We start from the raw sequence: 22,974 nt of genomic DNA on the forward strand, positions 1-22,974 counted from the left end.
GCCCGATCAGAGGTTCTCGTAGCGGTTCATGTCCAGCACGCCCGCCTCGACCGGCTCGGTTTCCTTGATGAAGCTGTTCAGGTCATGGAAGTAGCGCCAGAACTCGGGGTGGCTGCGGCGCACACCCCAGCGCATGACGATACGCTCGAAGCGGGCGGTATCATCCTTGGCGTACTCCATGTCCTCGACGAACTCCGGCACATCTGCGGCCGGAATGTTGAAGATGAAGTTCGGGTAGCTGCTGAGCACGCCCGGGTACAGGGTCAGGGTATCCAGCCCTGGCTGGTAGCGGTATGCCTCTCCCAGCAGGAAAGCCACGTTGCTGTGCGCGCGGTTGCGCAGCAGGCTGTACACCTGACGCTGGCCACCCGCCCCTTCGATGCGCAGCATGGTCGCCTCGGGCAGCTGGTTGATCACCTTCAGCCCGGCAGCCGGGCGCGACACCAGGCGGCTGAGCGACTGCTCGACATCACGGAACTCTGCGCTCATCTGCGGCCGCGAGCAGTACGCGCCCTGGCAGCGGTTGATCGGGTCGGGCGCGGCATTCAGGCTGCCGGTGCGCTGCAACAGTTTCAGGCCGAAGTCACGCTTGGGGTCGCGCGGGTCGAGTTTGATGCCGCTTGGGGTGTCGGTGTCGATGTCCTCGTAGTCCATCCACATCTTCACCTTGCCACTGGTCTGGTACCAATCGCCGAGGATCGCCTTGCGCTGGTCGGCCGGCATCAGGCGCAGGAAGTTGACTTCGGCACCGTTACGGATCAGGTCGAAGTACAGGCGCGTCTGCAACTGGTGCGAAACATTGCCGAACACGTCGAAGTTGACCGCCAACTGGTAATAGGTACGTTCGAACAGTGGGTAGTCGAACAGCCACACGGTCAGCGGTACATCGCCGACCAGGCCCTTGGTCACCGAGGCGCTGTCGAAGTGGCGGAAGATACTCAGCAGCGCATTGTCGTTGCCGGCCCACAACGTCGCCCAGCCCGGCGCCGGCATGTCGGCATAGGCTTCGCGGCGCAGCTTCTCGTACTCGTTGCGCTTGTCGCGGTAAGCGTGCCACAGGCTCAGCACACTGCCCACGTCATCGATCTGCCCAGGCATGGCCAGTAGCGGCGTGGCCTCGCCCCGGTACTGGGCATCGGTGATGTAGCGGTCATGGGCCGGCTCCTGGAACAACGCCCAGAAGTTGTCGCGGATCACATCGGTGGCGATCTGGCCACGGCATACCGGGCCGCGGATGAAGGTCCGCACGAAATACTCGGCGTTATCCAGCATGAACTGGTAGCGCGCCACCGCCGGGATCGCCTCGAAGGTTTCGAACGGGTTGGCCCGGTGGCGCGGCCCGTAGCCTGGCAGCGCGGTGGCATGCCAGTCGCCGGCGTAGAACAGTTGCTTGACCCGCTTGAGCTTCTGCGGCCCCATCGGGTAGGTGATGTGAGTCTTGTGCACGATTACGCCCTGCACCGGGATCAGGCGGTAATAGAAGTCGGTGCCCGGCGGGTCGTTGGGGCGGCGCGTGGCGATCAGGTCGACCGGCTGCCCGCTCGGTGTGCGCGAGCGCACCCACTGGAAGAAGTGGCCCTGCTCGCCGCCGGCGAAGTAGATATGGGCCAGGAACAGGTGCTCGTACAGCCAACGGCCGACCAGCGCCTCGGTGGAACCGGGGCGGTTGAGCAGCTCTTCCCATTCGGCGATCTGCGTGGCTTCGATCGCGCTTGGCTTGATTGGCTGGTACTCGACCGGCGCCCCGGCGGCCAGCCAGCGGCGCAGGGTGTCGTACTCCTTGTCGGTCAGCCCGGTTACCGCCAGTGGCATGCCCTCCCTGGGGTGGGCACCGGCATAGGCGTCGAACTCGTGGGGCAAGGGGCACATGTTCTCGCGGTTGAGGCCCAGGACGATGTCCTCGGGCAGCTTGGCATTGGGCGTAAGCGGGGTCTTGTGGCCCAGTTCGAGCATGCGCGCCATCAGCGCAGCCTGGCTGCCCTGGCTGTCGAGCACCGAGTAGAAACCCTTCTTGCGCCACTCGCCCTCGCTGTGGGCATCGTAGAACAGCCGCGTGGTGGGCACCGCCTTGCTGCGGTCGCCCTGGTACACCGGGACCTTGCTCGCCCCGCGCACCGCGCCCTCGGGGCTTTCCAGCTTCAGCTGGCAGGCGGCGTCGTTGCAGGCGTGGCAGGCCACGCATTTCTCGGTGAAGATCGGTTGGATGTCCCGGGTATAGGAGATAGCCGGGCTCGATTGGGGGGCTTGCCCGAACGCCACGCTGCTGATCAACAGCGCGCAAGCGGCGGCAAGGATACGATGCACCATGTGCGGAAAGTCCTGGGTGTTGAAAGCCATCACGTTTTGCCTGGTCGTCCTTGGATGCACCGCTTGCAGACGCCCGCCAACATGAGCAGTTTTCATGCAAATGGGCGACATGCCTAAAAACCGCGCAGCTTTGTTATGATTCGGCACCTTCTGAAATTTGCCCGACCAGGTAGTTCCTATGTCCGACCGTAGCGCTCGTCTCCAAGCACTCCAGAACGCACTCCAGCAGCGCATCCTGATCCTCGACGGCGGCATGGGTACTATGATCCAAAGCTACCGGCTGGAGGAACACGACTATCGTGGCACGCGTTTCGCTGATTGGCCAAGCGATGTCAAAGGTAACAACGACCTGCTGCTGCTCAGCCGCCCCGATGTGATCGCAGCCATCGAGAAGGCCTACCTGGATGCCGGGGCCGATATCCTCGAAACCAACACCTTCAACGCCACGCAAATTTCCCAGGCCGATTACGGCATGGAATCGCTGGTCTACGAGCTGAACGTCGAAGGCGCACGCATAGCTCGCCAGGTGGCCGATGCCAAGACCCTGGAAACCCCAGACAAGCCGCGCTTCGTCGCCGGCGTACTCGGACCAACCAGCCGCACCTGCTCGATTTCCCCGGACGTCAACGACCCCGGCTACCGTAACGTCACTTTCGACGAACTGGTGGCCAACTACATCGAGGCCACCCGCGGCCTGATCGAGGGCGGCGCTGACCTGTTGCTGATCGAGACCATCTTCGACACCCTCAACGCCAAGGCGGCGATCTTCGCCGTGCAGCAGGTGTTCGAAGAAGACGGCATCGAACTGCCGATCATGATCTCCGGCACCATCACCGACGCCTCCGGCCGCACGCTGTCAGGGCAGACCACCGAGGCGTTCTGGAACTCGGTTCGCCATGCCAAGCCGATTTCCGTTGGCCTGAACTGCGCGCTTGGCGCCAAGGACCTGCGCCCGTACCTGGAAGAGCTGGCGACCAAGGCCGACACCCACGTCTCGGCCCACCCCAATGCCGGCCTGCCGAACGCCTTCGGCGAGTACGACGAGACCCCGGCAGAAATGGCCGCCGTGGTCGAGGAATTCGCCGCCAGCGGCTTCCTCAACATCATCGGCGGTTGCTGTGGTACCACGCCGGGGCACATCCAGGCCATCGCCGAGGCGGTGGCCAAGTACCCGCCGCGCAAGATTCCACAAATCGCCAAGGCCTGCCGCCTGTCGGGCCTGGAACCGTTCACCATCGACCGCCAGTCGCTGTTCGTCAACGTCGGCGAGCGCACCAACATCACCGGCTCGGCCAAGTTTGCCCGGCTGATCCGTGAGGAGAACTACACCGAAGCCCTGGAAGTCGCCCTGCAGCAGGTCGAGGCCGGTGCCCAGGTGATCGACATCAACATGGACGAAGGGATGCTCGATTCCCAGGCCGCCATGGTCCGCTTCCTCAACCTGATCGCTGGCGAGCCGGATATCTCGCGCGTGCCGATCATGATCGACTCGTCCAAGTGGGAAGTGATCGAAGCCGGCCTGAAGTGCATCCAGGGCAAGGGCATCGTCAACTCGATTTCCATGAAGGAAGGCGTCGAGCAGTTCAAGCACCATGCCCGCCTGTGCAAGCGCTATGGCGCCGCCGTGGTGGTGATGGCGTTCGACGAGGTCGGCCAGGCCGACACCGCCGCACGCAAGAAGGAAATCTGCCAGCGCAGCTATGACATCCTGGTCAACGAAGTGGGCTTCCCGCCGGAAGACATCATCTTCGACCCGAACATCTTCGCCGTCGCCACCGGTATCGAGGAGCACAACAACTACGCCGTCGATTTCATCGAGGCCTGTGCCTACATCCGCGACCACCTGCCGTACGCACTGAGTTCGGGCGGCGTGTCCAACGTGTCGTTCTCGTTCCGTGGCAACAACCCGGTGCGCGAAGCGATCCACTCGGTGTTCCTGTACCACGCGATCCAGAACGGCCTGACCATGGGTATCGTCAACGCCGGCCAGCTGGAGATCTACGACGAGATCCCTGCCGAGCTGCGGAAAAAGGTCGAGGACGTCGTGCTCAACCGCACCGCGCATGGCACCGACGCACTGCTGGCCATCGCCGACGACTACAAGGGCGGCGGCGCAACCCGTGAAGTGGAAAACGAAGAGTGGCGCTCGCTGCCGGTGGAAAAACGCCTGGAGCACGCGCTGGTGAAGGGCATCACGGCGTTCATCGTCGAAGACACCGAAGAATGCCGCCAGCAGTGCGCGCGCCCCATCGAAGTGATCGAAGGCCCGCTGATGAGCGGCATGAACGTGGTCGGCGACCTGTTCGGTGCGGGCAAGATGTTCCTGCCGCAGGTGGTCAAGTCGGCTCGCGTGATGAAGCAGGCGGTAGCCCACCTGATTCCGTTCATCGAAGCCGAGAAAGGCGACAAGCCGGAAGCCAAGGGCAAGATCCTGATGGCCACGGTAAAAGGTGACGTGCACGACATCGGCAAGAACATCGTCGGCGTGGTGCTGGGCTGCAACGGCTACGACATCGTCGACCTGGGCGTGATGGTGCCGGCCGAGAAGATCCTGCAAACCGCCCGCGACCAGAAGTGCGACATCATCGGCCTGTCCGGCCTGATCACGCCGTCACTCGACGAGATGGTCCACGTGGCCCGCGAGATGCAGCGCCAGGGCTTCAACCTGCCGTTGATGATCGGTGGTGCCACCACCTCCAAGGCGCACACCGCCGTCAAGATCGAACCCAAGTACAGCAACGACGCCGTGGTCTATGTCACCGACGCCTCGCGTGCCGTGGGCGTGGCTACCCAGTTGCTGTCCAAGGAGCTGAAAGCGGGCTTCGTCGAGAAGACCCGCGAGGAATACGAGCAAGTGCGCGAGCGCACGGCCAACCGCAGTGCCCGCACCGAACGCCTGAGCTACGCCCAGGCCATTGCAGCCAAGCCGCAGTACGACTGGGCCAGCTACCAACCGGCAGTGCCCTCCTTCACCGGCGTCAAGGTGCTGGAGAACATCGACCTGCGCACCCTGGCCGAATACATCGACTGGACGCCGTTCTTCATTTCCTGGGACCTGGCCGGCAAGTTCCCGCGCATCCTCACCGACGAGGTGGTGGGCGAGGCTGCCACGGCGCTGTACCAGGATGCGCGCGAGATGCTCGACAAGCTGATCGACGAAAAGCTCATCAGCGCCCGCGCGGTGTTCGGCTTCTGGCCGGCCAACCAGGTGGCCGATGATGATATCGAGGTGTACGGCGACAATGGCCAGGCCCTGGCCACCCTGCATCACCTGCGCCAACAGACCATCAAGCCGGACGGCAAGCCCAACTGGTCGCTGGCCGACTTCGTCGCGCCGAAGGCCAGCGGCATCACCGATTATGTCGGTGGTTTCATCACCACCGCCGGCATCGGTGCCGAGGAAGTGGCCAAGGCCTATCAGGACAAGGGTGACGACTACAGCTCGATCATGGTCAAGGCCCTGGCTGACCGCTTGGCCGAAGCCTGCGCCGAATGGCTGCACGAGCAGGTACGCAAGCAATACTGGGGCTATGCCCGCGACGAGCACCTCGACAACGAGGCGCTGATCAAGGAGCAGTACCGCGGCATTCGCCCGGCACCGGGCTACCCGGCCTGCCCGGACCACACCGAGAAGGAAACCCTGTTCCGCCTGCTCGATGGCACCGCCATCGGCGAGACCGGGCCCAGCGGTGTGTTCCTTACCGATCACTTCGCGATGTTCCCGGCGGCGGCGGTCAGTGGCTGGTACTTTGCCCACCCGCAGGCGCAGTACTTTGCCGTGGGCAAGGTCGACCGGGACCAGATCGAGAACTACAGCGCGCGCAAAGGCCAGGACATCAGCGTGAGCGAGCGCTGGTTGGCGCCCAACCTCGGCTACGACAGCTAAGGCCTTTGGGCCGCCTTGCGGCCCATCGCGCGATACAAGGCCGCGCCTACAGGAAAATGCAATCCTTGCAGGAGCGGCCTTGTGTCGCGATGGACTGCGCAGCAGCCTCAATAGCTACCTACACTGTCCCTGATTGCCTCTGATTTCCCCAGGAGCCACCATGGACGATTCCAGCCAGGGCAAACCCCCAACTTTCTGGCAGATGCTGCACAGCATCCTCGCCGCCGCTTTCGGCGTACAAAGCGGCAAGAACCGCGCCCGCGACTTCACCCACGGCAAGGCCAGCCATTTCATTGTGCTGGGGACGCTGTTCACCCTGGTGTTCGTCGCCGTATTGATCGGCCTGGTGCAACTGGCCCTGCACCTTGCCCGCTAGCCGTTAGCGTCCTTTCGCCGGCACGATAAAGCGCCTGCGGGATTCCCTCCCGCAGGCGCCTGGCTGCATCACGGTCTTGAAGACAAGTCTACTGGTGACTGACCCAATACACGGCAGTGACCACCACAAGGACGATCAGGCAGAGGATCGCCCAGGCATCGACGCTGCTGTCAGCTTTGCGGACCTTGGTTGAGTTTCCCATTGCATTGCCTCTTGTTAGTGTTATGGGAATGCACTTCGCCACCAGCAGTTAAGACGAGCAATGCCCTTCACTCAAGCAGGGTCGTTCGACTGTCGACGGATGACCTCTGTGGCACCAGGACGGTCAATCATGCGTTGGCCAGGCCAGCATCCCTGGCCACGGCATCATTCATCACCAGCAAGAAGCCATTGGTCCTGTTTTCCAGAACGAATACCCGCAAACCCAAGGCAAGGAAAGCGCGTTCTTTATAAGGGGAATAGGCATTGGTAATGATGACCCGACCCCGATTACGAACAAACGGCATGACATGCTCCTCGACCTTCCTGATGAACTGCACCTCATCCAGGTGGACATCGCTGAAGTGTCCGCTGAGTATGGCCAAGTCCCCCAGGTTGCTTTCGCCCTCGGTAACCCTGAACAGACTCCAGCCGTCCGTTCGAGAAAAGGACGTAGGCCCCCGCTCACCGTTGTGGAGGTAGCTCAGGTAGTTCAGGCCATCGAGGTTCGCCAAGCCACTGCCCAGCAACAACACTGTACCGCCGTTCCCATCCCGGACGACAATTGCCATCGGTAGATCAAGACGACCCAGCTCATTGACCTGCACAGGCGCCCGATGCCGGGTAGAGTTGTTTTGCATGATATAGAACGCGGCGGCGATATAGGCCCTTGCCTCCGCTTCGCCGTTTACCGGGTCTGCCAGGAACGAGGAATCGGGTGAGACCACGATACCTCCGTCGATCAATTTGTACTGTGTTTCAACTGTTGAATAGAAATAGTGCCGCACATCGTCTCGATAACGCCTGACCCGTGGAGAGTTGACAAAGTCGCGTGCGGCGTCGCCATTGGGAAACTGGATTTTCAACGTTTGCGGGTCAAATACGAAGTCAGGGTTATCGACCTGCCAAAGGTCCACCAGTGCCTGTTTGATGGCATTGATGTGGTGCTTGACCCGATCTGGCTGCCGAGCGATTTCAGCCTGCGCCAGGCTAACCAACGGGTTGATATCGTTGACCCTTATTTCGCCGCGAAACCCCGCTGCGCGGACAAAGCTACTGTAAAAACCGCTCCCGGACATCGGCTCCAACAGCCGCGTGATCAGCGGCTGCCCCGCTTGCCGGGCCGTGATCAGGTCGGCGATCAGCGCCCCGTTGATCTGCTTGGCTTCAGAGGTGATTTCCCCCGGCATACGAAAGAAACGTAACGCTGTGATATCCACCGGCAACTGCCAATCGTGGTGAAACAATGCCACTTTGGCGGCGATATTGGTGCTGTCGGTGCTCTCCCGCACCCTGGCCGGAGCACTGGCGAGGCGCCTGGCAAAATCTGCACGGCGATTGAAGGGCCTTACGAAGGGGTAGAACGGGTTGGTCGACTTATGGGTGCCGCCAGCGAGACTGAAGGTATTCTCGTGCACTGAGCCAAGCAAACCCAGCGTACGGGGAAGCTGCTGCGCCCCGGGCCTGGGCCATGGCCGCCATGGCAGCTCATCACCATTGTCCATACCTCCTGGCAAGGTGCGCGCAGGTTGCCATATGCCCGACGGCAGTCGATGCAGCCATACACCACCGCCGGTACCACCAGGCCGGACCACCTCTACTTCCAGCGCCCCCGGCTCAGCGGGTTTGATCCGGTAGAACGTGGTATTCAGCCCACGGAAGGCGATGTAGCTCGCGCCGCCTCCGGTGCCTGCAGCATTGTCGTCATGGTAGATACGCGCCAACGGGTCTCGGACGTGCATCGCTGACAACCTGGCTGACACGGCAGCGCCTTGTACCGGGCCGTCAACCAACCCCGCGACAGCTTCCACAGGTTCCTGCAAACGGCGCCATTCACCGTAGCTACAGAGCAACAGCGGCCCGTGCAGCGCACCCGGCCCCTGCACTCGCCATGCAGGGCCTTCCTGCCGCAACTCAAGCGCCCCTGCTGCCCATGGCAGCCAGGTCTTGCTGCCTTCCCGGGTCAGCCCGTCGGCTCCCGGCACCCCGTTCAGTGTCACGGCCTGCAGCCACGTGCCCAGCTCCGGATCGCGGCGCGCATCCACGCCTTTGAGGCTACCTTGCGCAGGCGCGTTCTCCGCGCCGGACAGTACTTTGTCCATCACGGCCCGGTTCAGTGCCTGCGCATCACCGATGTTGACATCAAGGCGTTCACGAACACTGTCATCCATGATTCGCAGCAGCACATCGCTCAGCGGCGCCGGGGTATCCTTGGCCGGCGTCACAATGTCCGCACCGACGAGTTCCCCCCTGTATACATAGGCGCCCTCTTCACCCTGGCGCTGCAGGACCAGCACCTGCGATGCCTGCTCGTGCCCCCAGGCCGCGACGGTTCTGCCACCGTCAACCACCCTCAGCGCAACACGCTGCCCAAGGCCACGGTCAATGAACAGGCGCAGCAGCCCGCCCAGGTACAGCGATTCAGCACTCTGAGTCAAAGATTGCAACCCAGCGGGCCCTGGTGCGCCGGCCAACGCGGCAAGGTCCGCCTGGTGCCTGGCCTTGGCCAGGTTTGCTGGGCTTCCTGGCTGCGCAACACAGCGCTCGCAGTGTGCGCTGACGCTGCGTGCGGCGCTACCCGACAGCCGCCCCTCCGGGAGGTTACGGCTGCCCTCTATCGACACTGCCAGCAAAGTGCCTTCCCCCTTGGGTACACTGGTGCGCGTTCGGGTGTCATGGTGAATGGCCCGCTGCAAAAGGTAGGCTTGCTGTGGTCGTTTGAACTGCGTTGCCGCATCTTCCTTCAAACGCGCAGCCACCTCACCGCGTCTGTCGCTGAGCTGAGCGGGCCCACTGGGTTCTTGCACATAGAAGAACAGCGAGTCGACGGTTTCGTCATTGCGGTTGTCCTGGCCGGTACCGTAATGCCACCTGCCATGGCGGGTCAGAACGACTTCACGCCGCACTGCGCTTTGGCCGTCCGCGGTCGCGCCTTCCGGCTCAAATACCCTGAGTGGGTGACCCTCGGCGTCCTCGACGCTGAGACGAATATCCAGGCGTTGCGCAAGCCAAGCCACCACCGGCCATTCCACGGTTTCTGGCAATTGCCGATAACGCGGACCGCCCAGCAGCGATACCGTCTGCCCTGTCAACTCACGGGTCATCACCTCACTGGCTGCGGCAGCGAGCGCCATGTCCATCGGTGCCTTTCCCTGCCACATGGCATTCAAAGCCTTGTTGCCGACCCGCGCGTGGCTCAGCAACAAGGCCATGCTCTCATCCCCCAAGGTTTGCAGCGCCGGCGGCAACATGCTGCGCAAGCGCAGTGCCGCAGTAGCGGATGACACACTGACGCCATCAGGCTCAACAGAAGGACGAGCACGCCCAGGCAAAAGGGCTCGATTGAGCTGATCGAGCCTCGATCTGACCAGCCTGCCAGCCTTCCCGAGGAGCTGCATTTCCAGCACGGTCTCGAAAAAGTCCACGAGCACTTCTGCCGCCTCATCCCATTTCGATTGCACCAGGCTCTGAGGCAGGTCAACCGCCAGTTGCTTGGCAAACATGACCTTGAACAGCAAGGCCCTGCCAGGGAACTTCACTTTGCCCGGAACCGCGATCAAGACGACCTCCAGGATGAAGGCAAGCACCTCGGCACCGATGCGCAGGGCATGCTCCAGGCTACTGTTCTTGTTGGGCGTGAAATGCTCCTTGACCTGCCCCACCAGCAACGCGGCATAAGTGCTTGCCAATTTGCTGGCAACCGAGATCCGCGACAACGGAAATGCTGCAGTGAAGCGTACCTCACTCGCTCCACGCTCATAATCCGCCTTGCTTGCGTATATGCCGGCGCCGTTGGCCCAATACGCGGTTGCAGGATAGGTATCACTGTATGGCAATGGTTGGGGCATTCTCGCGCTGACCGTCAGCTGCGCCGAGGGCGAGAGCAGCGACCATGACCACCCCGAGCGCCCGCGTCGAGTAGCCCATAAGTCGCTTCGAAACGCTTTGGTAAACACCTGCATCGCCGTGAAGCCTTGCGCGGCATCCGCTAGGAAAAGCCTGCCCTCGGGCAAGCCACTGGCGTAAATGTAAATGCCGCTGGCGGTCTTCAACGCAAACACTGGCAGGTCATGCCTTTCTACCCTCAACATGAAGTTGCCTTCATGCTGCAACTGGCCCATTATCGGTAGGCCGCTGGCACTGACTTGCAGTTGCCGGTACTGCTCAGCAGTAATCGCCCCCTCTTTCAGGGCGTTGAGCAACGAGATCTCGAAGTTGGCATTCGCTTCACCCCTGATCGTCGAAGCGACCTGTTGCTGAAGCAGCCAGGCATCGCATCGGCTAGCTATCGCTTCTCCTATGTCCAGCTCACGCCCCATGCTGACAATTTCATCGACCGTCAGCAGATTGCCATCCAGCTTGGCAACAGCATCGCCGTTGAGCGTCAGCCAGCTGTTGTCGACAAAATCATTGGCATCCCGGGTCAGGCGGGGCTGCGCAAGCTGGACAGGCGTGCCCCGGGAGAGCCAGGCCCAAAGCGGCTCGCTGACCGCAGGTTGTTGCGCACGGGCGGTATGAATGCACACATCATCCACCTGTACATCACGCCCACACAGCGAAGTGAGGTAAGCACTGGCTTGCGCCTTGACGTCCTGAACAATCTTGATGAGCCCATCGGTAGCCACCCGGGGCGTAGCATACAAAGCGTCAAGGCGAGCGCGCTGCGCTTTGTTCAACCGCCCGTAGAACCGCTCGATAGCCCCCACGGCCTTGGCCATCAGGTCAGCTGCGTTGCGCTCATCAGCTGTCAGCAGAATGGGTTCATGACCACTGGGGTAGAGGGTGATGATCGGCTCAACCTCAGCGGGGCTCATAGTGTTGGCAACAGGCAGATCTGACATGACAAACTCCTTTGTTTTGGAAGCTGTCATCTGAACAGAACAACCCTACCGCGCCGTGGTAGTTAACTATGCCCGCGCCTGCCAGTACCCGGCTCCCCGCTCAAAAGTCCATGGGCGCCTTGAGAAACGGGTATTGGTAATCGGCCGGCCGCCCTAGGGCACTGTAACGCTGGAAATCGACCCCATAATCGGCCCGTTCCCGCAGTTTGAGCCAACGTTGCGCCTTGGCCTGGTCGATCGACTGCAACACTGGCACGCGGTGCTCGCGCAGGCCATCACGGTTCACCGTCAACCCTTGGGCATCGTCGTGCAGCATCACCATGGCCCAGCCGCCGAGGGTGAAATGCCCGCCCAGCAGCACACTCAGGCGCCCGTCGATACGCGCACGCAGGGCTTCGGGCGAACTGTTCACGGTACCGAACAGCACGTCATGGCCCGGTCGGCGCCCAGCCTCTTCGAACGCCTGCATGGCACCAAAGGCCATCTCGTCATTGGCCGACCACACCAAGCGGGTGTCCGGGTAGCGCTCCAGCAATTGCTGCGCCTGCTCGTAGGCGCGCTGACGGTTCCAGCCACCATATACCACCTGACGCAGGCGCACCTGAGGGCAGTCGGCCAAGGCGCGGCGCATGCCCTCTACGCGCAGCTGTGAGGCCGGGGTGGTATTGACCCCGGCAAAGGCCACCAGGTCCACTGGCCCACCGTCACGGGGCAGTTGCGCGACCATCTGATGCAACATCTGGTAGCCTGCCTCCTCATCGTTGCTGACCAAGGTTCCCAGGGGCTCGGCATACTTGTCGGGCTGGGCCTCGATGCTCAGCGCCTGGCTGGTGGTGAGGCCGTTGTTGACCAGGAACAGCTTGACCCCGGTGCCACGCGACAGGCGCATGATTTCCGGGGCTACATACTGCTCGTTGACCAGTACCAGGTAGTCCGGCCGCTGCGGCCCGTCCAGGATCGCCCTGGCGTGGCTCAGCGCCTGGTCGGCACGGCGCTCGCTGTACTCGACGCGCAGGGTCATGCCCAGCTCGTCTGCGGCGGCCTGCATGAAACGGGTATAACTGGTCCAGAACGTCTCGGTGGACAGCCCTGGGTTGAGAAAGACCACCGAAGCCGGTTGCGCACTTGCCGCCAGCGGCAGAATCAGACACAAGCTTTGGCACAACGCCTTGAGCATGGGTAATCCCTGCAAAACAAACCAAGGATTATAAACGCTGGGGCGCAGCCAGCGCACAAATGGCATTCAGTCTCACATAGTCCGTTTGGTTCTTTTCATATGCAAAAACATCACTTTAGCGCATAAACGCAACCTGCTATCGTTCCCCGGCTCCGAAGCGGAGTGCGCGGCCGTGCGCGCGAATAGCTGCATGCCTGAGACAGGACTTTTATGTACGTATACGACGAGTACGATCAGCGGATCATCGAGGACCGCGTCAAGCAGTTCCGTGATCAGACCCGCCGCTACCTGGCCGGGGAACTGAGCGAAGAAGAATTCCGCCCTCTGCGCCTGCAGAACGGCCTTTACATCCAACGTTTCGCACCCATGCTGCGTGTCGCCGTGCCGTACGGCCAGCTGAACGCCCGCCAGGTCCGCACCCTGGCCAAGATCGCCCGCGACTACGACAAGGGCTACGCCCACATCTCCACCCGCCAGAACGTGCAGTTCAACTGGCCGGCGCTGGAAGACGTCCCAGACATCCTCGCCGAGCTGGCCACCGTGCAGATGCACGCGATCCAGACCAGCGGCAACTGCCTGCGCAACACCACCACCGACCAGTTCGCCGGTGTCGCTGCGGACGAGATCATCGACCCACGCCCCTGGTGCGAAATCGTCCGCCAGTGGACCACCTTCCACCCGGAATTCGCCTACCTGCCGCGCAAGTTCAAGATTGCCATCAACGGTTCGCAGGAAGACCGCGCCGCCATCGAAGTGCATGACATCGGCCTGGAGCCGGTGCGCAATGCCGCTGGCGAACTGGGCTTCCGCGTGCTGGTCGGTGGCGGCCTGGGCCGTACGCCGGTAGTCGGCTCGTTCATCAACGAGTTCCTGCCCTGGCAGGACCTGATCAGCTACCTCGATGCCATCCTGCGCGTCTACAACCGTTACGGCCGCCGTGACAACAAGTACAAGGCGCGGATCAAGATCCTGGTCAAGGCCCTTACCCCGGAAGTGTTCGCCGAGAAGGTCGAGGCCGAAATGGTCCACCTGCGCGGCGGCAGCAGCACCCTGACCGAAGCCGAAGTGCAGCGCGTTTCGCGCCACTTCGTCGACCCGGACTATCTGGCCCTCGACAATGTCGACTACAGCGCCCTGGATGCCGAATACCCAGGCTTTGCCCGCTGGCGCTCGCGCAACACCCGCGCCCACAAGCGCCCGGGGTACGTGGCCGTGACCCTGTCACTCAAGCCCACCGGCGTTGCCCCGGGCGACCTGACCGACAAGCAGCTGGATGCCGTGGCCGACCTGGCCGAGCGCTACAGCTTCGGTTTCCTGCGCACTTCGCACGAGCAGAACATCATCCTCGCCGATGTCGAGCAGCGCCAGCTGCACGCACTGTGGCTGGAGCTGCGCGAGGCCGGCTTCGCCACCCCGAACATCGGCCTGCTGACCGACATCATCTGCTGCCCGGGCGGTGACTACTGCTCGCTGGCCAACGCCAAGTCGATCCCGATCGCCGAATCCATCCAGCGCCGCTTCGACGACCTGGACTACCTGTTCGACATCGGCGAGATCGACCTGAACATTTCCGGCTGCATGAACGCCTGCGGCCACCACCACGTGGGCCACATCGGCATTCTCGGCGTGGACAAGAAGGGCGAGGAGTTCTACCAGGTGTCGCTCGGCGGCAATGCTGCGCGAGGCGCGAGCCTGGGCAAGATCCTCGGCCCGTCCTTCGCCCAGGACGACATGGCCGATGTGATCGAGAAGCTGATCGCCGTGTACGTCGAGCAACGTACCGAGGAAGAGCGTTTCATCGACACCTACCAGCGTATCGGCATCGACCCCTTCAAGGAACGCGTCTATGCAGCGAATCATTAAGAACAACCAGATCGTCGACGAAACCTGGCACCTGCTGCCCAAGGAGACCTCGTTCGACGAGCTGACCAACTGCGACGACTACATTGTCCCGCTGCAGATGTGGCGCGACCATGCCCATGCGCTGAAAGCCCGCGACGGCGGCCTGGGCATATGGCTGGACAGTGATGAAGAAGCGGAAGAAATCGGCGACGACGTGCACCACTTCCAGGTCATCGCCCTGAACTTCCCGGCTTTCACCGACGGGCGCAACTACTCCAATGCGCGCCTGCTGCGTGACCGTTACGGCTTCAAGGGCGAGCTGCGGGCCATTGGTGACGTGCTGCGCGACCAGCTGTTCTTCATGGCCCGTTGCGGCTTCGACGCGTTCGCCATCCGTGCCGACAAGGACCCGGAAGACGCGCTGCAAAGCCTGAAAGACTTTTCGGTGACCTACCAGGCTGCCACCGACGAGCCGCTGCCGCTGTTCCGCCGCCGCTAACCGCCCCAAGCCATGGCCCACCCGCTGTGGGCCATGGCTTGAATACCTAGCCTCGGCGGCTTGGCGGTTTTCGAATCGCGACCACGTTCCCCTCTTCTTCCCTGGCTCGTTGCAATTGCAGACGCCCCAAGGCTTCGCGCAAACGAACCATTACCGCCTCACTCAAGTGATTGTCTTCGAGGTTGACCGTTTGAGGCTGTGCCTCCACCCAACGCAGCGCATCCTCGTTCAAGGCAGTGATGTGATTGCCACGCAAGTCCACACTCAGGCCTGGATGATTCAGCATCAATTGAAGCGGGAAAGCCCTCAATCCAGTGGCACGCAGGGACAAATAACGCAGGTGGACGTTGTAACGCAGCGGTGGGACGCTGCCTAGCGGATTCCCCTCCAGACTCAGCACCTCTAGTCTTGAGAACCACTCCAGTCGCGATTCGCTTACGGCGTCAAGCACAATAGCGTTATGGTGCAGGTATAGCTGGGTCAACCTTGCCAAGCTATTCAGGTTTTCCGGAACCACGCTCAATCGGTTGCTACCAAGGTTGAGAATGTTCAACCGCGCCAGGTTACCGATAGCGCGTGGCAGGTCGGTCAACAGGTTGCCACCGAGCTGCAGGTTCTCGAGCGCTGACAGCGAACCCAGCCGCTCTGGAAGCTCACTCAACTGGTTGAAGGCCAAGTCCAGGCTTGTAAGGTGGGTCAAACGATCGATACCGGCCGGGAATACCTCCAACCTGTTACCACTGAGGTCCAACTCGACCAACTGCCCCAGGCTTTCGAGGCCTGACACTGTATCAAGCAGGTTGCCCCCAAGGTTCAAGCTGCGCAGGTGCGGCAAGTGCTCCAGCCCTTGCAGTCGGGATATACGGCTGCCCGACAGGTCGAGCAGTTCCAGATTGGGAAAGCGCCGTAGAAAATCACCCTCAATGACCGTGAGCTGCTGGTTGCACAGCGACAATGTACGAAGCCTGTCGAAGCGGATACCCACCGGAAGCTCCGGCAGCGTGCTAACCGATAGTCCCTCGATAGCAGGATTGAAGGCTGGGCCTTCACCGCGCAAGCCTGAGTACCAGACCTGACGCAATGTCTGCGCAACCGAGAAGCGCGCGTGATACTCCGCATCGGTCGACGAGCCTTGCCAGGTTTCGAGGCTTTGCTCCAATTGCCTCGACAGCCGGGTAAACGCTCGAAGGCCAGGCCCATGGGACGGCGCAAAGTGCCACCACGCCCAGCCATTGCCACGTGCCAGTTCCAAGGTCAGTGCACGCTCTGCCGCCTGGCGCTGGGCGACAATCCTGTTTACAGCGTCCATCGGGGCATGCGCCTGACCCGGCTCGGGCTCCAGTGCAGCTAGCTGCGGCGCGTATTCCTGACGAATCGCGGCGAATTGGTCGGCATAAGCGCCACGGACATATTCTTCCCAGAAAAATTGCCGCGACAGAAACTGGCTCAACGTCTCAGGCGTTTCAGCTTCATACACCATGGCTTCGGCTTCTGACAGCACCTCAGGCGTTACACTGCGAACGTGTTGCAGGTTCAGGTAGGTCGGTTGCCCATGAATGCCCAATGCGTCAGCCAGGCCCACTCTGAAGGCGAGGTAGACGTCATTCGAACTGGCTTGGCCGGGCACCAAGCGCAAGCGCTCGATATGCTGAGTTGCAAATCGGTTGACTTGCTCCAGCCGGAACAGCTCACGAGCCAGATCGCGCAGCCCCCGTTCCACCCGCCGCCCTCTCACTCCTTCGGTGCGCAATGCAACCTGAAGCCTTGTCACCAACACATCGAGATCAGCGCGTCCGCGCGGCATCGCAGCCTGGCGGAACATGGCACTGCGGACAACCGCATTGTGCTGCATGGTTTCGAGCAACTCGCCCACCCGTCGGCGCATTTCTACCGGTTGGCGCATGAACTCGGGAGCCCCCAGCAACTCTTCGAGATAGGCAAAAAAGTCGGCGCTGCCCTGCTCGGCGCGCAACGCTTGCCAAGCCCCCCTGCGCCGGCTTGCTTCCTGCCCACTCAAACCTTCCAGCCAACGGTCCGACTCGTGGGTAGCGGGCTGCTCAGGTAATGGCCGCACGGGTGGCAGCCACACCTGCTCGTTCATCCGTTCCAGTGTGGCCGGGGGCAGCGGGTTGCCTTGCAGGCGCACCCTGTCAGGATGGGCGTTCAAGAATGCCAGCTGAGCTTCATCAATGACACCGATACGGTTGTCGCGCAGATCGACCTGCTCCAGCACACCCCGCTGCAGCAAGTGCAGGGGTATGCTTCGCAGCCGGTTGCCACGCAAATGCAAGCGTCGAAGCGTGCTTGGCAAGTGCAGCTGTGGCACGACATCCAATTCGTTGAAATCAAGATCAAGAGTGGTCAGGTGGCGCAAGCCAGCCAGCTGCCGATTGCTCTGTTCGTTTATCACGATCCGGTTATGCGCCAGCCGCAGCTCCTCCAACCCAGGCGTGCGTTCGAACGTTGGCAGCGCAGTCAGCTGGTTACTCGCCAGGTTCAGCCTGGTCACATTCGGGAAACGAGACAGAAAGTGCTCAGGAACATTAGTCAGTTCCAGATCTGCCAAGGTCAGTGTGGTCACATGATCAAAGCTGACGGTATCGGGCAAGTCAGGCAGCGAGCTCAGCCGTGAATGTTCCAGGATCAACGCGAAGTGTCCGGCCTCGTCGCGGGTTCTGCGGCGCCAGGCGTTACGAATTCGCCGTGCCATGCGGGCCCGCCTCAGCAGTTGCATAGGGCCGGATGATTGCCGCCGCCATCGGCCCAATGCCTGATCGAGGGCACGCAGTTGCTCATTCAGGCGCAGATGGTAGTTCCACGGCGTCAACCCGAGGCTTCGCGCCCTGTCGATAAGGTCGACAAATGCCTGATCGTCCAGTTCCGGAAACAGTCGTTGCATACCGCGGCGCAATGCACGAAGGCTGCTTTCACCCCGTCCGCTCAACGGATAGCCTAGACGCCCGTCACCCAACCGGACCGGCGGCCTGAAACCTGATGCGATGGGTGCCATGCCAAGCACGGCGGCCACCCGTTCACGCCGTTGGCTTGCCCAGTACGACAACGCATCAGCCAGCGCCTGCGGGCTCTCGGCAGCCTGGCCCAATCGCTTGCGCTGCCACGGATCCAACAGCAGCATCAGCGCGTTGAACAAGCTGCATGACGCCGAAGAGGACGACAGAGTATCCGCAACCCGGCCAACCACCTCATAGCCGTGGGGCGTGCGCACCAATGTCCGGACTTCATCTGCCGTGTCAGCGCCGACGTGGGCGATCGTTTCGCCGGTCATCGAACCAAGCCGTACTTCAACCCGGGTCCCCCGCCAAGGCGCCTCGTCGCCGATCAGGCTCAACGCCAACTGCTCGGTATCGCGATTGACGGCTGCAGCCTGACGCAGCCCAGCGCAGGCGCGATCCAGCCGCGCATCATGCAGTTGCCAGCGCGCTTGTTCGGCCAAGGCCAGGGGAACACGCTGGTGAATCTGTAGTTGTTCGCGCTGATGCTCCCCGGCATGCTCGATGATTTCGCGCGCCGCCCTGATCGAAAGGCCTGGGAAGTCCCTGCGCAATACGGCCTGCTCTGGGGTAGCGACGCCTTGCAGAGCCTGCAGGTGCTGCTCGAACCCGTCGTCGCGCAGCCATGGCAGTTCGGTATGCAGGCGATGACGTTCAATGGCGTCGAGCAGCCGTGCCGGTGGCGGCGCATCATCGATGTGCAAACGACGCAGGTGGTCTTCATCCAGGCCGGTGGCAAGCAGCACATCGTTAGCAACTTCGGCATCCAGCTGCGTCAGATCAGTGGCAAGGTCTTGCAACAGCTGCACGCGGCCTTCCCACTCATGCGGCCTTTCGAGTTCATGGCGCCAGGCGCCAGCACCGTTGTCTTCGAGAATCGGCGCATAGGCCGAGGCACGTTGCGGATGGCGAATACGACGCTGCTGCGATTCCGGCTCCAGGTAGGTTTGATAACTTCCGACGGGCGTGCGTATCACCTCGCCTTGATCCGCCGACGACAGCACGCCCGTAACGCCCTCGGCCTCTACCGCATAGCCGGGCAACATCGGGTCGCACAGTTTCAAGGTGTGTTTGTCGGTCTGTACAGGCACCAGCTCATCGACATAGGCTGCCCTGGCCAGCCGCTGGGCTGCCAGGCCAGCGCCGACATTGACGCCGGTCATGATCACTGTTTCGGCAACCGAGTAGAGGTGTTCCAGCGCCCCTTGTCGATCGCCCAGCTGCCAATCGGCATACCCTTCATATACCTCGTCGGCTACCTGCAGCGCAGTGATCCCCAGCAACGGCAGCGCCAGCGCCGGCAACCCGAAGCTGGCCAGGCCCAGCAGGTCGAGCGCGCTTTCGAGGTAGAAATGCAGGCGCCGGTCACGCTCCTGCGCATCCACGTCGGCAGTGGGTACCGCCAGTACCTTGGCATTGTCCAGCAAGGTCTCGATCTGCTGATTGCGCAGGTACTCGAACAGCGGCTGCTCGATCACTTCGTGACGACCATCGAGACGAACCGGAACGTTCCCATCACCTTGCTTCAGAGCCTCTTCCAGCGCACGGGTATACCCCTCACGATCCCGTTCGCTGATGAAACGCTGGAAGAAACGGACATACCCTGGCAAGCGAAACTGTTTACCCATCGTCAGGAACAGTTGCCCCCACGTTGCATACCAGGTAAGAGCGCCATGAGGATCATCGGGTACCCAGCACAGCAGCCCCGTGTGCGAACTGTCGGGTGCTGCAACTTCGAATACCACCACCCCTCGCGCCAGCTTGCCGAACACACGCAATGCATGGGGCTGTAGACCTGTACTTGCCGCTGGCTTGGCAGCCACCAGCGAGACCAGCGGCAGGCAGTGTCGGGCAATTTCCCCGTTGAACAACGACAGCCGTAGCGCCGCCTCCAGCGCAGCCCGATAGCTCTCCTCGATAAGGGCCTGCAACTGCTTCCCGGGCTCACCGTCTGGCTTCAGTTGTTCACGCAGATAAGCCTGGTATTGCCCACCCAGGTCAAGGGAGCGGCACAAGGTGTAGAACGCCTGTGGCGAAATACCTGCCTCCTGGCCTTGCGCATCCTGCACCACGGTACCTTGCAGAATGGCGCTGGTGAAGGTTTCGTCCTCGGTGAAGTTATGCAACGCTGCCGCCAGCAGGCTTTGCTGGTGTATTCGTTCCCGGACGCCATCCGCAATGGTCGCGACATGCGATGGAAAACGCTGCAGAGTGCGGCGGCGCAACATCGCGCGGCGCACATCCAGCGTCAGGCGATGCCGGGCTTGCAAGGCCTGCTGCAACAACGGGGCGGCGAAGGCATCCAGCGGCGTGATGCTCGCCAACCGCATGTGCAATTGATGCTGTACCTGCTGTTGCCATTGCTGGCTCGCATGCAGCGCATACAGGTTATCGAGCGAGGTCGCAGTCAGCCAGGACGGTAAACGGCTGGCGATCAAGGCGTCGGTCGAGCCATCGGTCAAGGGGGGCTGGTGCATCTTGGTCTCCACGCAAAGAAAACCGCATTGCATCAATGCCCGGCGTGGACGAGGCGGTATCTATAGCAATCCGCCTGGCTGTCACGCGCTGGCATTCCCCAAGGCGACCGGTTCGACAGTCATGAGTACGTGGCGACTCTTGACTTCAAAGCAAAAGATCTTGGCACCACGCCCCCTTAATCATCTCCCATCAACCCTGCACACTGGCTTCACTCACGCAGGCGACACGCCTGGGTCAACTGTTCTTTGCCAAGGAGCGTTTCATGAGCATCCCTTCTTTCGGTCTGGGTACTTTCCGCCTGACGGGTCAAGCCGTAATCGACTCAGTCAAGTCGGCCCTGGAACTGGGCTACCGGGTCATCGACACCGCACAGATCTACAACAACGAAGCTGACGTCGGCCAGGCCATCGGCGAAAGCGGCGTGCCGCGCAGCGAGCTGTTCATCACCACCAAGATCTGGGTCGACAACTACGCCGCCGACAAACTGATCCCCAGCCTGCGCGAAAGCCTGCAGAAACTGCGCACCGACCATGTCGACCTGCTGCTGATCCACTGGCCAGCCCCAGGCAACGGCGTTGAACTGCCTGAATACATGGCCGCCCTGGCCGAAGCCAAGGCGCTGGGGCTGACCCGCCAGATCGGCGTGTCCAACTTCAACATCGAGCTGACCCGCCAGGCCATCGAAGTGGTCGGCAAAGGCGAGATTGCCACCAACCAGATCGAGCTCAGCCCGTATCTGCAGAACCGCAAGCTGGTTGCATTCCTCAAGGAACAAGGCATCACCGTCACCTCGTACATGACGCTGGCCTATGGCAAGGTCCTGAAAGACCCGGTACTGGCCGACATCGGCGCCAAGCACAAGGCCACGGTCGCCCAGGTGGCACTGGCCTGGGCCCTGCAGCAGGGCTACGCGGTGATCCCGTCGTCGACCAAACGCGAGAACCTGGCCAGCAACCTGCTTGCCCAGAGCTTGCAGCTGGACGCCGATGACATGGCCCGGATTGCCACGCTGGAACGCAATGGCCGCGAAGTCAGCCCCGACGGCCTGGCCCCGGCCTGGGATTGATCGCCATGACCGCTCATGCAATGAAAAGCGGCCGGGTGCTCTTCGCCCTGGCCATCGGCGCCTTCGGCATCGGCACCACCGAGTTCACCCCGATGGGCCTGCTGCCAGTGATCGCCCAGGGCGTCGATGTAAGCATTCCCAGTGCAGGCATGCTGATCACCGCCTATGCCATCGGCGTGATGCTCGGCGCACCGGTAATGACGTTACTGTTCAGCCGTTTCGGCAAGCGCGCAGCGCTGATGGCGCTGATGGCCATCTTCACCCTGGGCAACCTGCTGTCGTCGCTGGCACCGGACTACTACACCCTGCTCGCCTCGCGGCTGGTCACCAGCCTCAACCACGGCGCGTTCTTCGGCCTTGGCGCGGTGGTAGCGGCCAGCGTGGTACCCAAGGAGAAACAAGCCAGTGCCGTGGCGACCATGTTCATGGGCCTGACCATCGCCAACATTGGCGGCGTGCCGGCCGCCACCTGGGTCGGCCAGCAGGTCGGCTGGCGCATGGCCTTTGCCGGCACCGCCGCGCTGGGCCTGCTGGCCATGGCCGCGCTGTGGTTCGCCCTGCCCAAGGGTGAGCGCGGCAGCGTGCCGCATGTGCGCAGGGAGCTGGCCGTGATCGCCCGCCCCAGCGTGTTGCTGGCGATGGCTACCACCGTGCTCGGCGCCGGTGCCATGTTCACCTTGTACACGTATGTCGCGCCGGTGCTGGCCGAACTGACCGGCGCCTCGGACAGCTTCGTCACCCTCGGCCTGGTGCTGATCGGCGTCGGCTTCACCCTGGGCAACAGCCTGGGCGGTCGCCTGGCCGACTGGTCGCTGGATGGCGCAGCGCGGATCTTCCTCGCGGCGCTGGCGGCAATCATGCTGCTGATGCCGCTGGTACTGGGCAGCCATATCGGCGCCGCCCTGGTCTTGCTGGTGTGGGGCATGTTCACCTTTGCCGTGGTGCCACCGCTGCAGATGCGGGTGATGATCGCGGCCATCGAGGCGCCGGGGCTGGCCTCGTCGATAAACGTCGGTGCCTTCAACCTGGGTAATGCCCTGGGCGCTGCGCTGGGTGGTGCGGTGATCAGCCTGGACCTGGGCTATGCGGCGGTGCCGATGGCCGGCGGTGTACTCGCGGCAGCCGGGCTGCTGCTGGTTTGGCTGGGCGGGCGCAGCAAGGTCGTGGGCGAAACCGCTGCCGACGCGGGCTGATCGCGGCCACTTGCAGAAGCGGCCTGGTGTCGCGACGGGCCTGCGTAGCAGCCCCAGCAATTGCCGTTTTGATCAGAGAATGCGGGGGCCGCTTTGCGGC

10 protein-coding genes are annotated in these 22,974 nt (G+C 62.3%); 6 read left to right on the forward strand and 4 right to left on the reverse strand.

Annotated features, from left to right (window positions below):
• Positions 1 to 6: 6 nt before the first annotated feature.
• Positions 7 to 2,307 carry a fatty acid cis/trans isomerase gene (locus JKP78_RS04470; RefSeq protein WP_186685050.1) on the reverse strand — a complete coding sequence of 767 codons (2,301 nt, stop codon included), beginning with the start codon at positions 2,305 to 2,307 and terminating at the stop codon, positions 7 to 9.
• 178 nt (positions 2,308 to 2,485) lie between these two features.
• On the opposite strand from JKP78_RS04470, the gene metH reads away from it, so the two are divergent.
• Both metH and JKP78_RS04480 read left to right on the forward strand, forming a co-directional pair.
• Positions 2,486 to 6,193 carry a methionine synthase gene (gene metH, locus JKP78_RS04475; RefSeq protein ID WP_200626127.1) on the forward strand — a complete coding sequence of 1,236 codons (3,708 nt, stop codon included), beginning with the start codon at positions 2,486 to 2,488 and terminating at the stop codon, positions 6,191 to 6,193.
• A 160-nt stretch (positions 6,194 to 6,353) separates the two neighbouring features.
• On the forward strand, positions 6,354 to 6,569 hold the full coding sequence (locus JKP78_RS04480; protein ID WP_170029270.1) for a DUF2970 domain-containing protein: 216 nt from the start codon (positions 6,354 to 6,356) through the stop codon (positions 6,567 to 6,569).
• A gap of 329 nt (positions 6,570 to 6,898) precedes the next feature.
• On the opposite strand, the gene JKP78_RS04485 is transcribed toward JKP78_RS04480, so the two are convergent.
• Complete coding sequence (locus tag JKP78_RS04485; RefSeq protein WP_200626128.1) at positions 6,899 to 11,608, reverse strand: hypothetical protein; 4,710 nt, start codon at positions 11,606 to 11,608, stop codon at positions 6,899 to 6,901.
• 100 nt (positions 11,609 to 11,708) lie between these two features.
• Entirely contained in the window at positions 11,709 to 12,785 is a 1,077-nt protein-coding gene (locus tag JKP78_RS04490; protein WP_186684513.1) for an ABC transporter substrate-binding protein, read from the reverse strand.
• Between the two features lie 210 nt (positions 12,786 to 12,995).
• Here JKP78_RS04490 and JKP78_RS04495 point away from each other — a divergent pair, with 210 nt between their 5' ends.
• Together JKP78_RS04495 and JKP78_RS04500 are read left to right on the forward strand one after the other, a co-directional pair.
• Positions 12,996 to 14,648: a nitrite/sulfite reductase gene (locus JKP78_RS04495; RefSeq protein ID WP_170029268.1), complete on the forward strand. Its 1,653-nt coding sequence runs from the start codon at positions 12,996 to 12,998 to the stop codon at positions 14,646 to 14,648.
• The gene (locus JKP78_RS04500; protein WP_186684511.1) at positions 14,632 to 15,126 is read left to right on the forward strand and encodes a DUF934 domain-containing protein; all 495 of its coding nucleotides are present in this window, start codon (positions 14,632 to 14,634) and stop codon (positions 15,124 to 15,126) included. The genes JKP78_RS04495 and JKP78_RS04500 overlap by 17 nt, the downstream gene beginning before the upstream one ends.
• 46 nt (positions 15,127 to 15,172) lie before the next feature.
• Here the strand turns inward: JKP78_RS04500 and JKP78_RS04505 are convergent, their stop codons facing one another.
• Positions 15,173 to 20,614 carry a dermonecrotic toxin domain-containing protein gene (locus tag JKP78_RS04505; protein ID WP_234454486.1) on the reverse strand — a complete coding sequence of 1,814 codons (5,442 nt, stop codon included), beginning with the start codon at positions 20,612 to 20,614 and terminating at the stop codon, positions 15,173 to 15,175.
• 263 nt (positions 20,615 to 20,877) lie between these two features.
• Here JKP78_RS04505 and dkgB point away from each other — a divergent pair, with 263 nt between their 5' ends.
• Together dkgB and JKP78_RS04515 are read left to right on the forward strand one after the other, a co-directional pair.
• On the forward strand, positions 20,878 to 21,681 hold the full coding sequence (dkgB, locus tag JKP78_RS04510; RefSeq protein WP_186684509.1) for a 2,5-didehydrogluconate reductase DkgB: 804 nt from the start codon (positions 20,878 to 20,880) through the stop codon (positions 21,679 to 21,681).
• A gap of 5 nt (positions 21,682 to 21,686) precedes the next feature.
• Positions 21,687 to 22,874 (forward strand): MFS transporter, encoded by a 1,188-nt coding sequence (locus tag JKP78_RS04515; protein WP_225931940.1) that lies wholly within the window; start codon positions 21,687 to 21,689, stop codon positions 22,872 to 22,874.
• The last annotated feature ends 100 nt before the right edge of the window (positions 22,875 to 22,974 follow it).

This window comes from Pseudomonas sp. LAM2023, assembly GCF_016620375.1.
Taxonomy (GTDB): domain Bacteria; phylum Pseudomonadota; class Gammaproteobacteria; order Pseudomonadales; family Pseudomonadaceae; genus Aquipseudomonas; species Aquipseudomonas anuradhapurensis.

Bases quoted from the DNA above. Each gene is read 5' to 3' on its own strand.
- JKP78_RS04515 (WP_225931940.1), top strand. From the start codon at position 21,687: ATGACCGCTCATGCAATGAAAAGCGGCCGGGTGCTCTTCGCCCTGGCC.
- JKP78_RS04490 (WP_186684513.1), bottom strand. From the start codon at position 12,785: ATGCTCAAGGCGTTGTGCCAAAGCTTGTGTCTGATTCTGCCGCTGGCG.
- JKP78_RS04485 (WP_200626128.1), bottom strand. From the start codon at position 11,608: ATGTCAGATCTGCCTGTTGCCAACACTATGAGCCCCGCTGAGGTTGAG.
- dkgB (WP_186684509.1), top strand. From the start codon at position 20,878: ATGAGCATCCCTTCTTTCGGTCTGGGTACTTTCCGCCTGACGGGTCAA.
- JKP78_RS04470 (WP_186685050.1), bottom strand. From the start codon at position 2,307: ATGGTGCATCGTATCCTTGCCGCCGCTTGCGCGCTGTTGATCAGCAGC.
- JKP78_RS04480 (WP_170029270.1), top strand. From the start codon at position 6,354: ATGGACGATTCCAGCCAGGGCAAACCCCCAACTTTCTGGCAGATGCTG.
- JKP78_RS04495 (WP_170029268.1), top strand. From the start codon at position 12,996: ATGTACGTATACGACGAGTACGATCAGCGGATCATCGAGGACCGCGTC.
- metH (WP_200626127.1), top strand. From the start codon at position 2,486: ATGTCCGACCGTAGCGCTCGTCTCCAAGCACTCCAGAACGCACTCCAG.
- JKP78_RS04505 (WP_234454486.1), bottom strand. From the start codon at position 20,614: ATGCACCAGCCCCCCTTGACCGATGGCTCGACCGACGCCTTGATCGCC.
- JKP78_RS04500 (WP_186684511.1), top strand. From the start codon at position 14,632: ATGCAGCGAATCATTAAGAACAACCAGATCGTCGACGAAACCTGGCAC.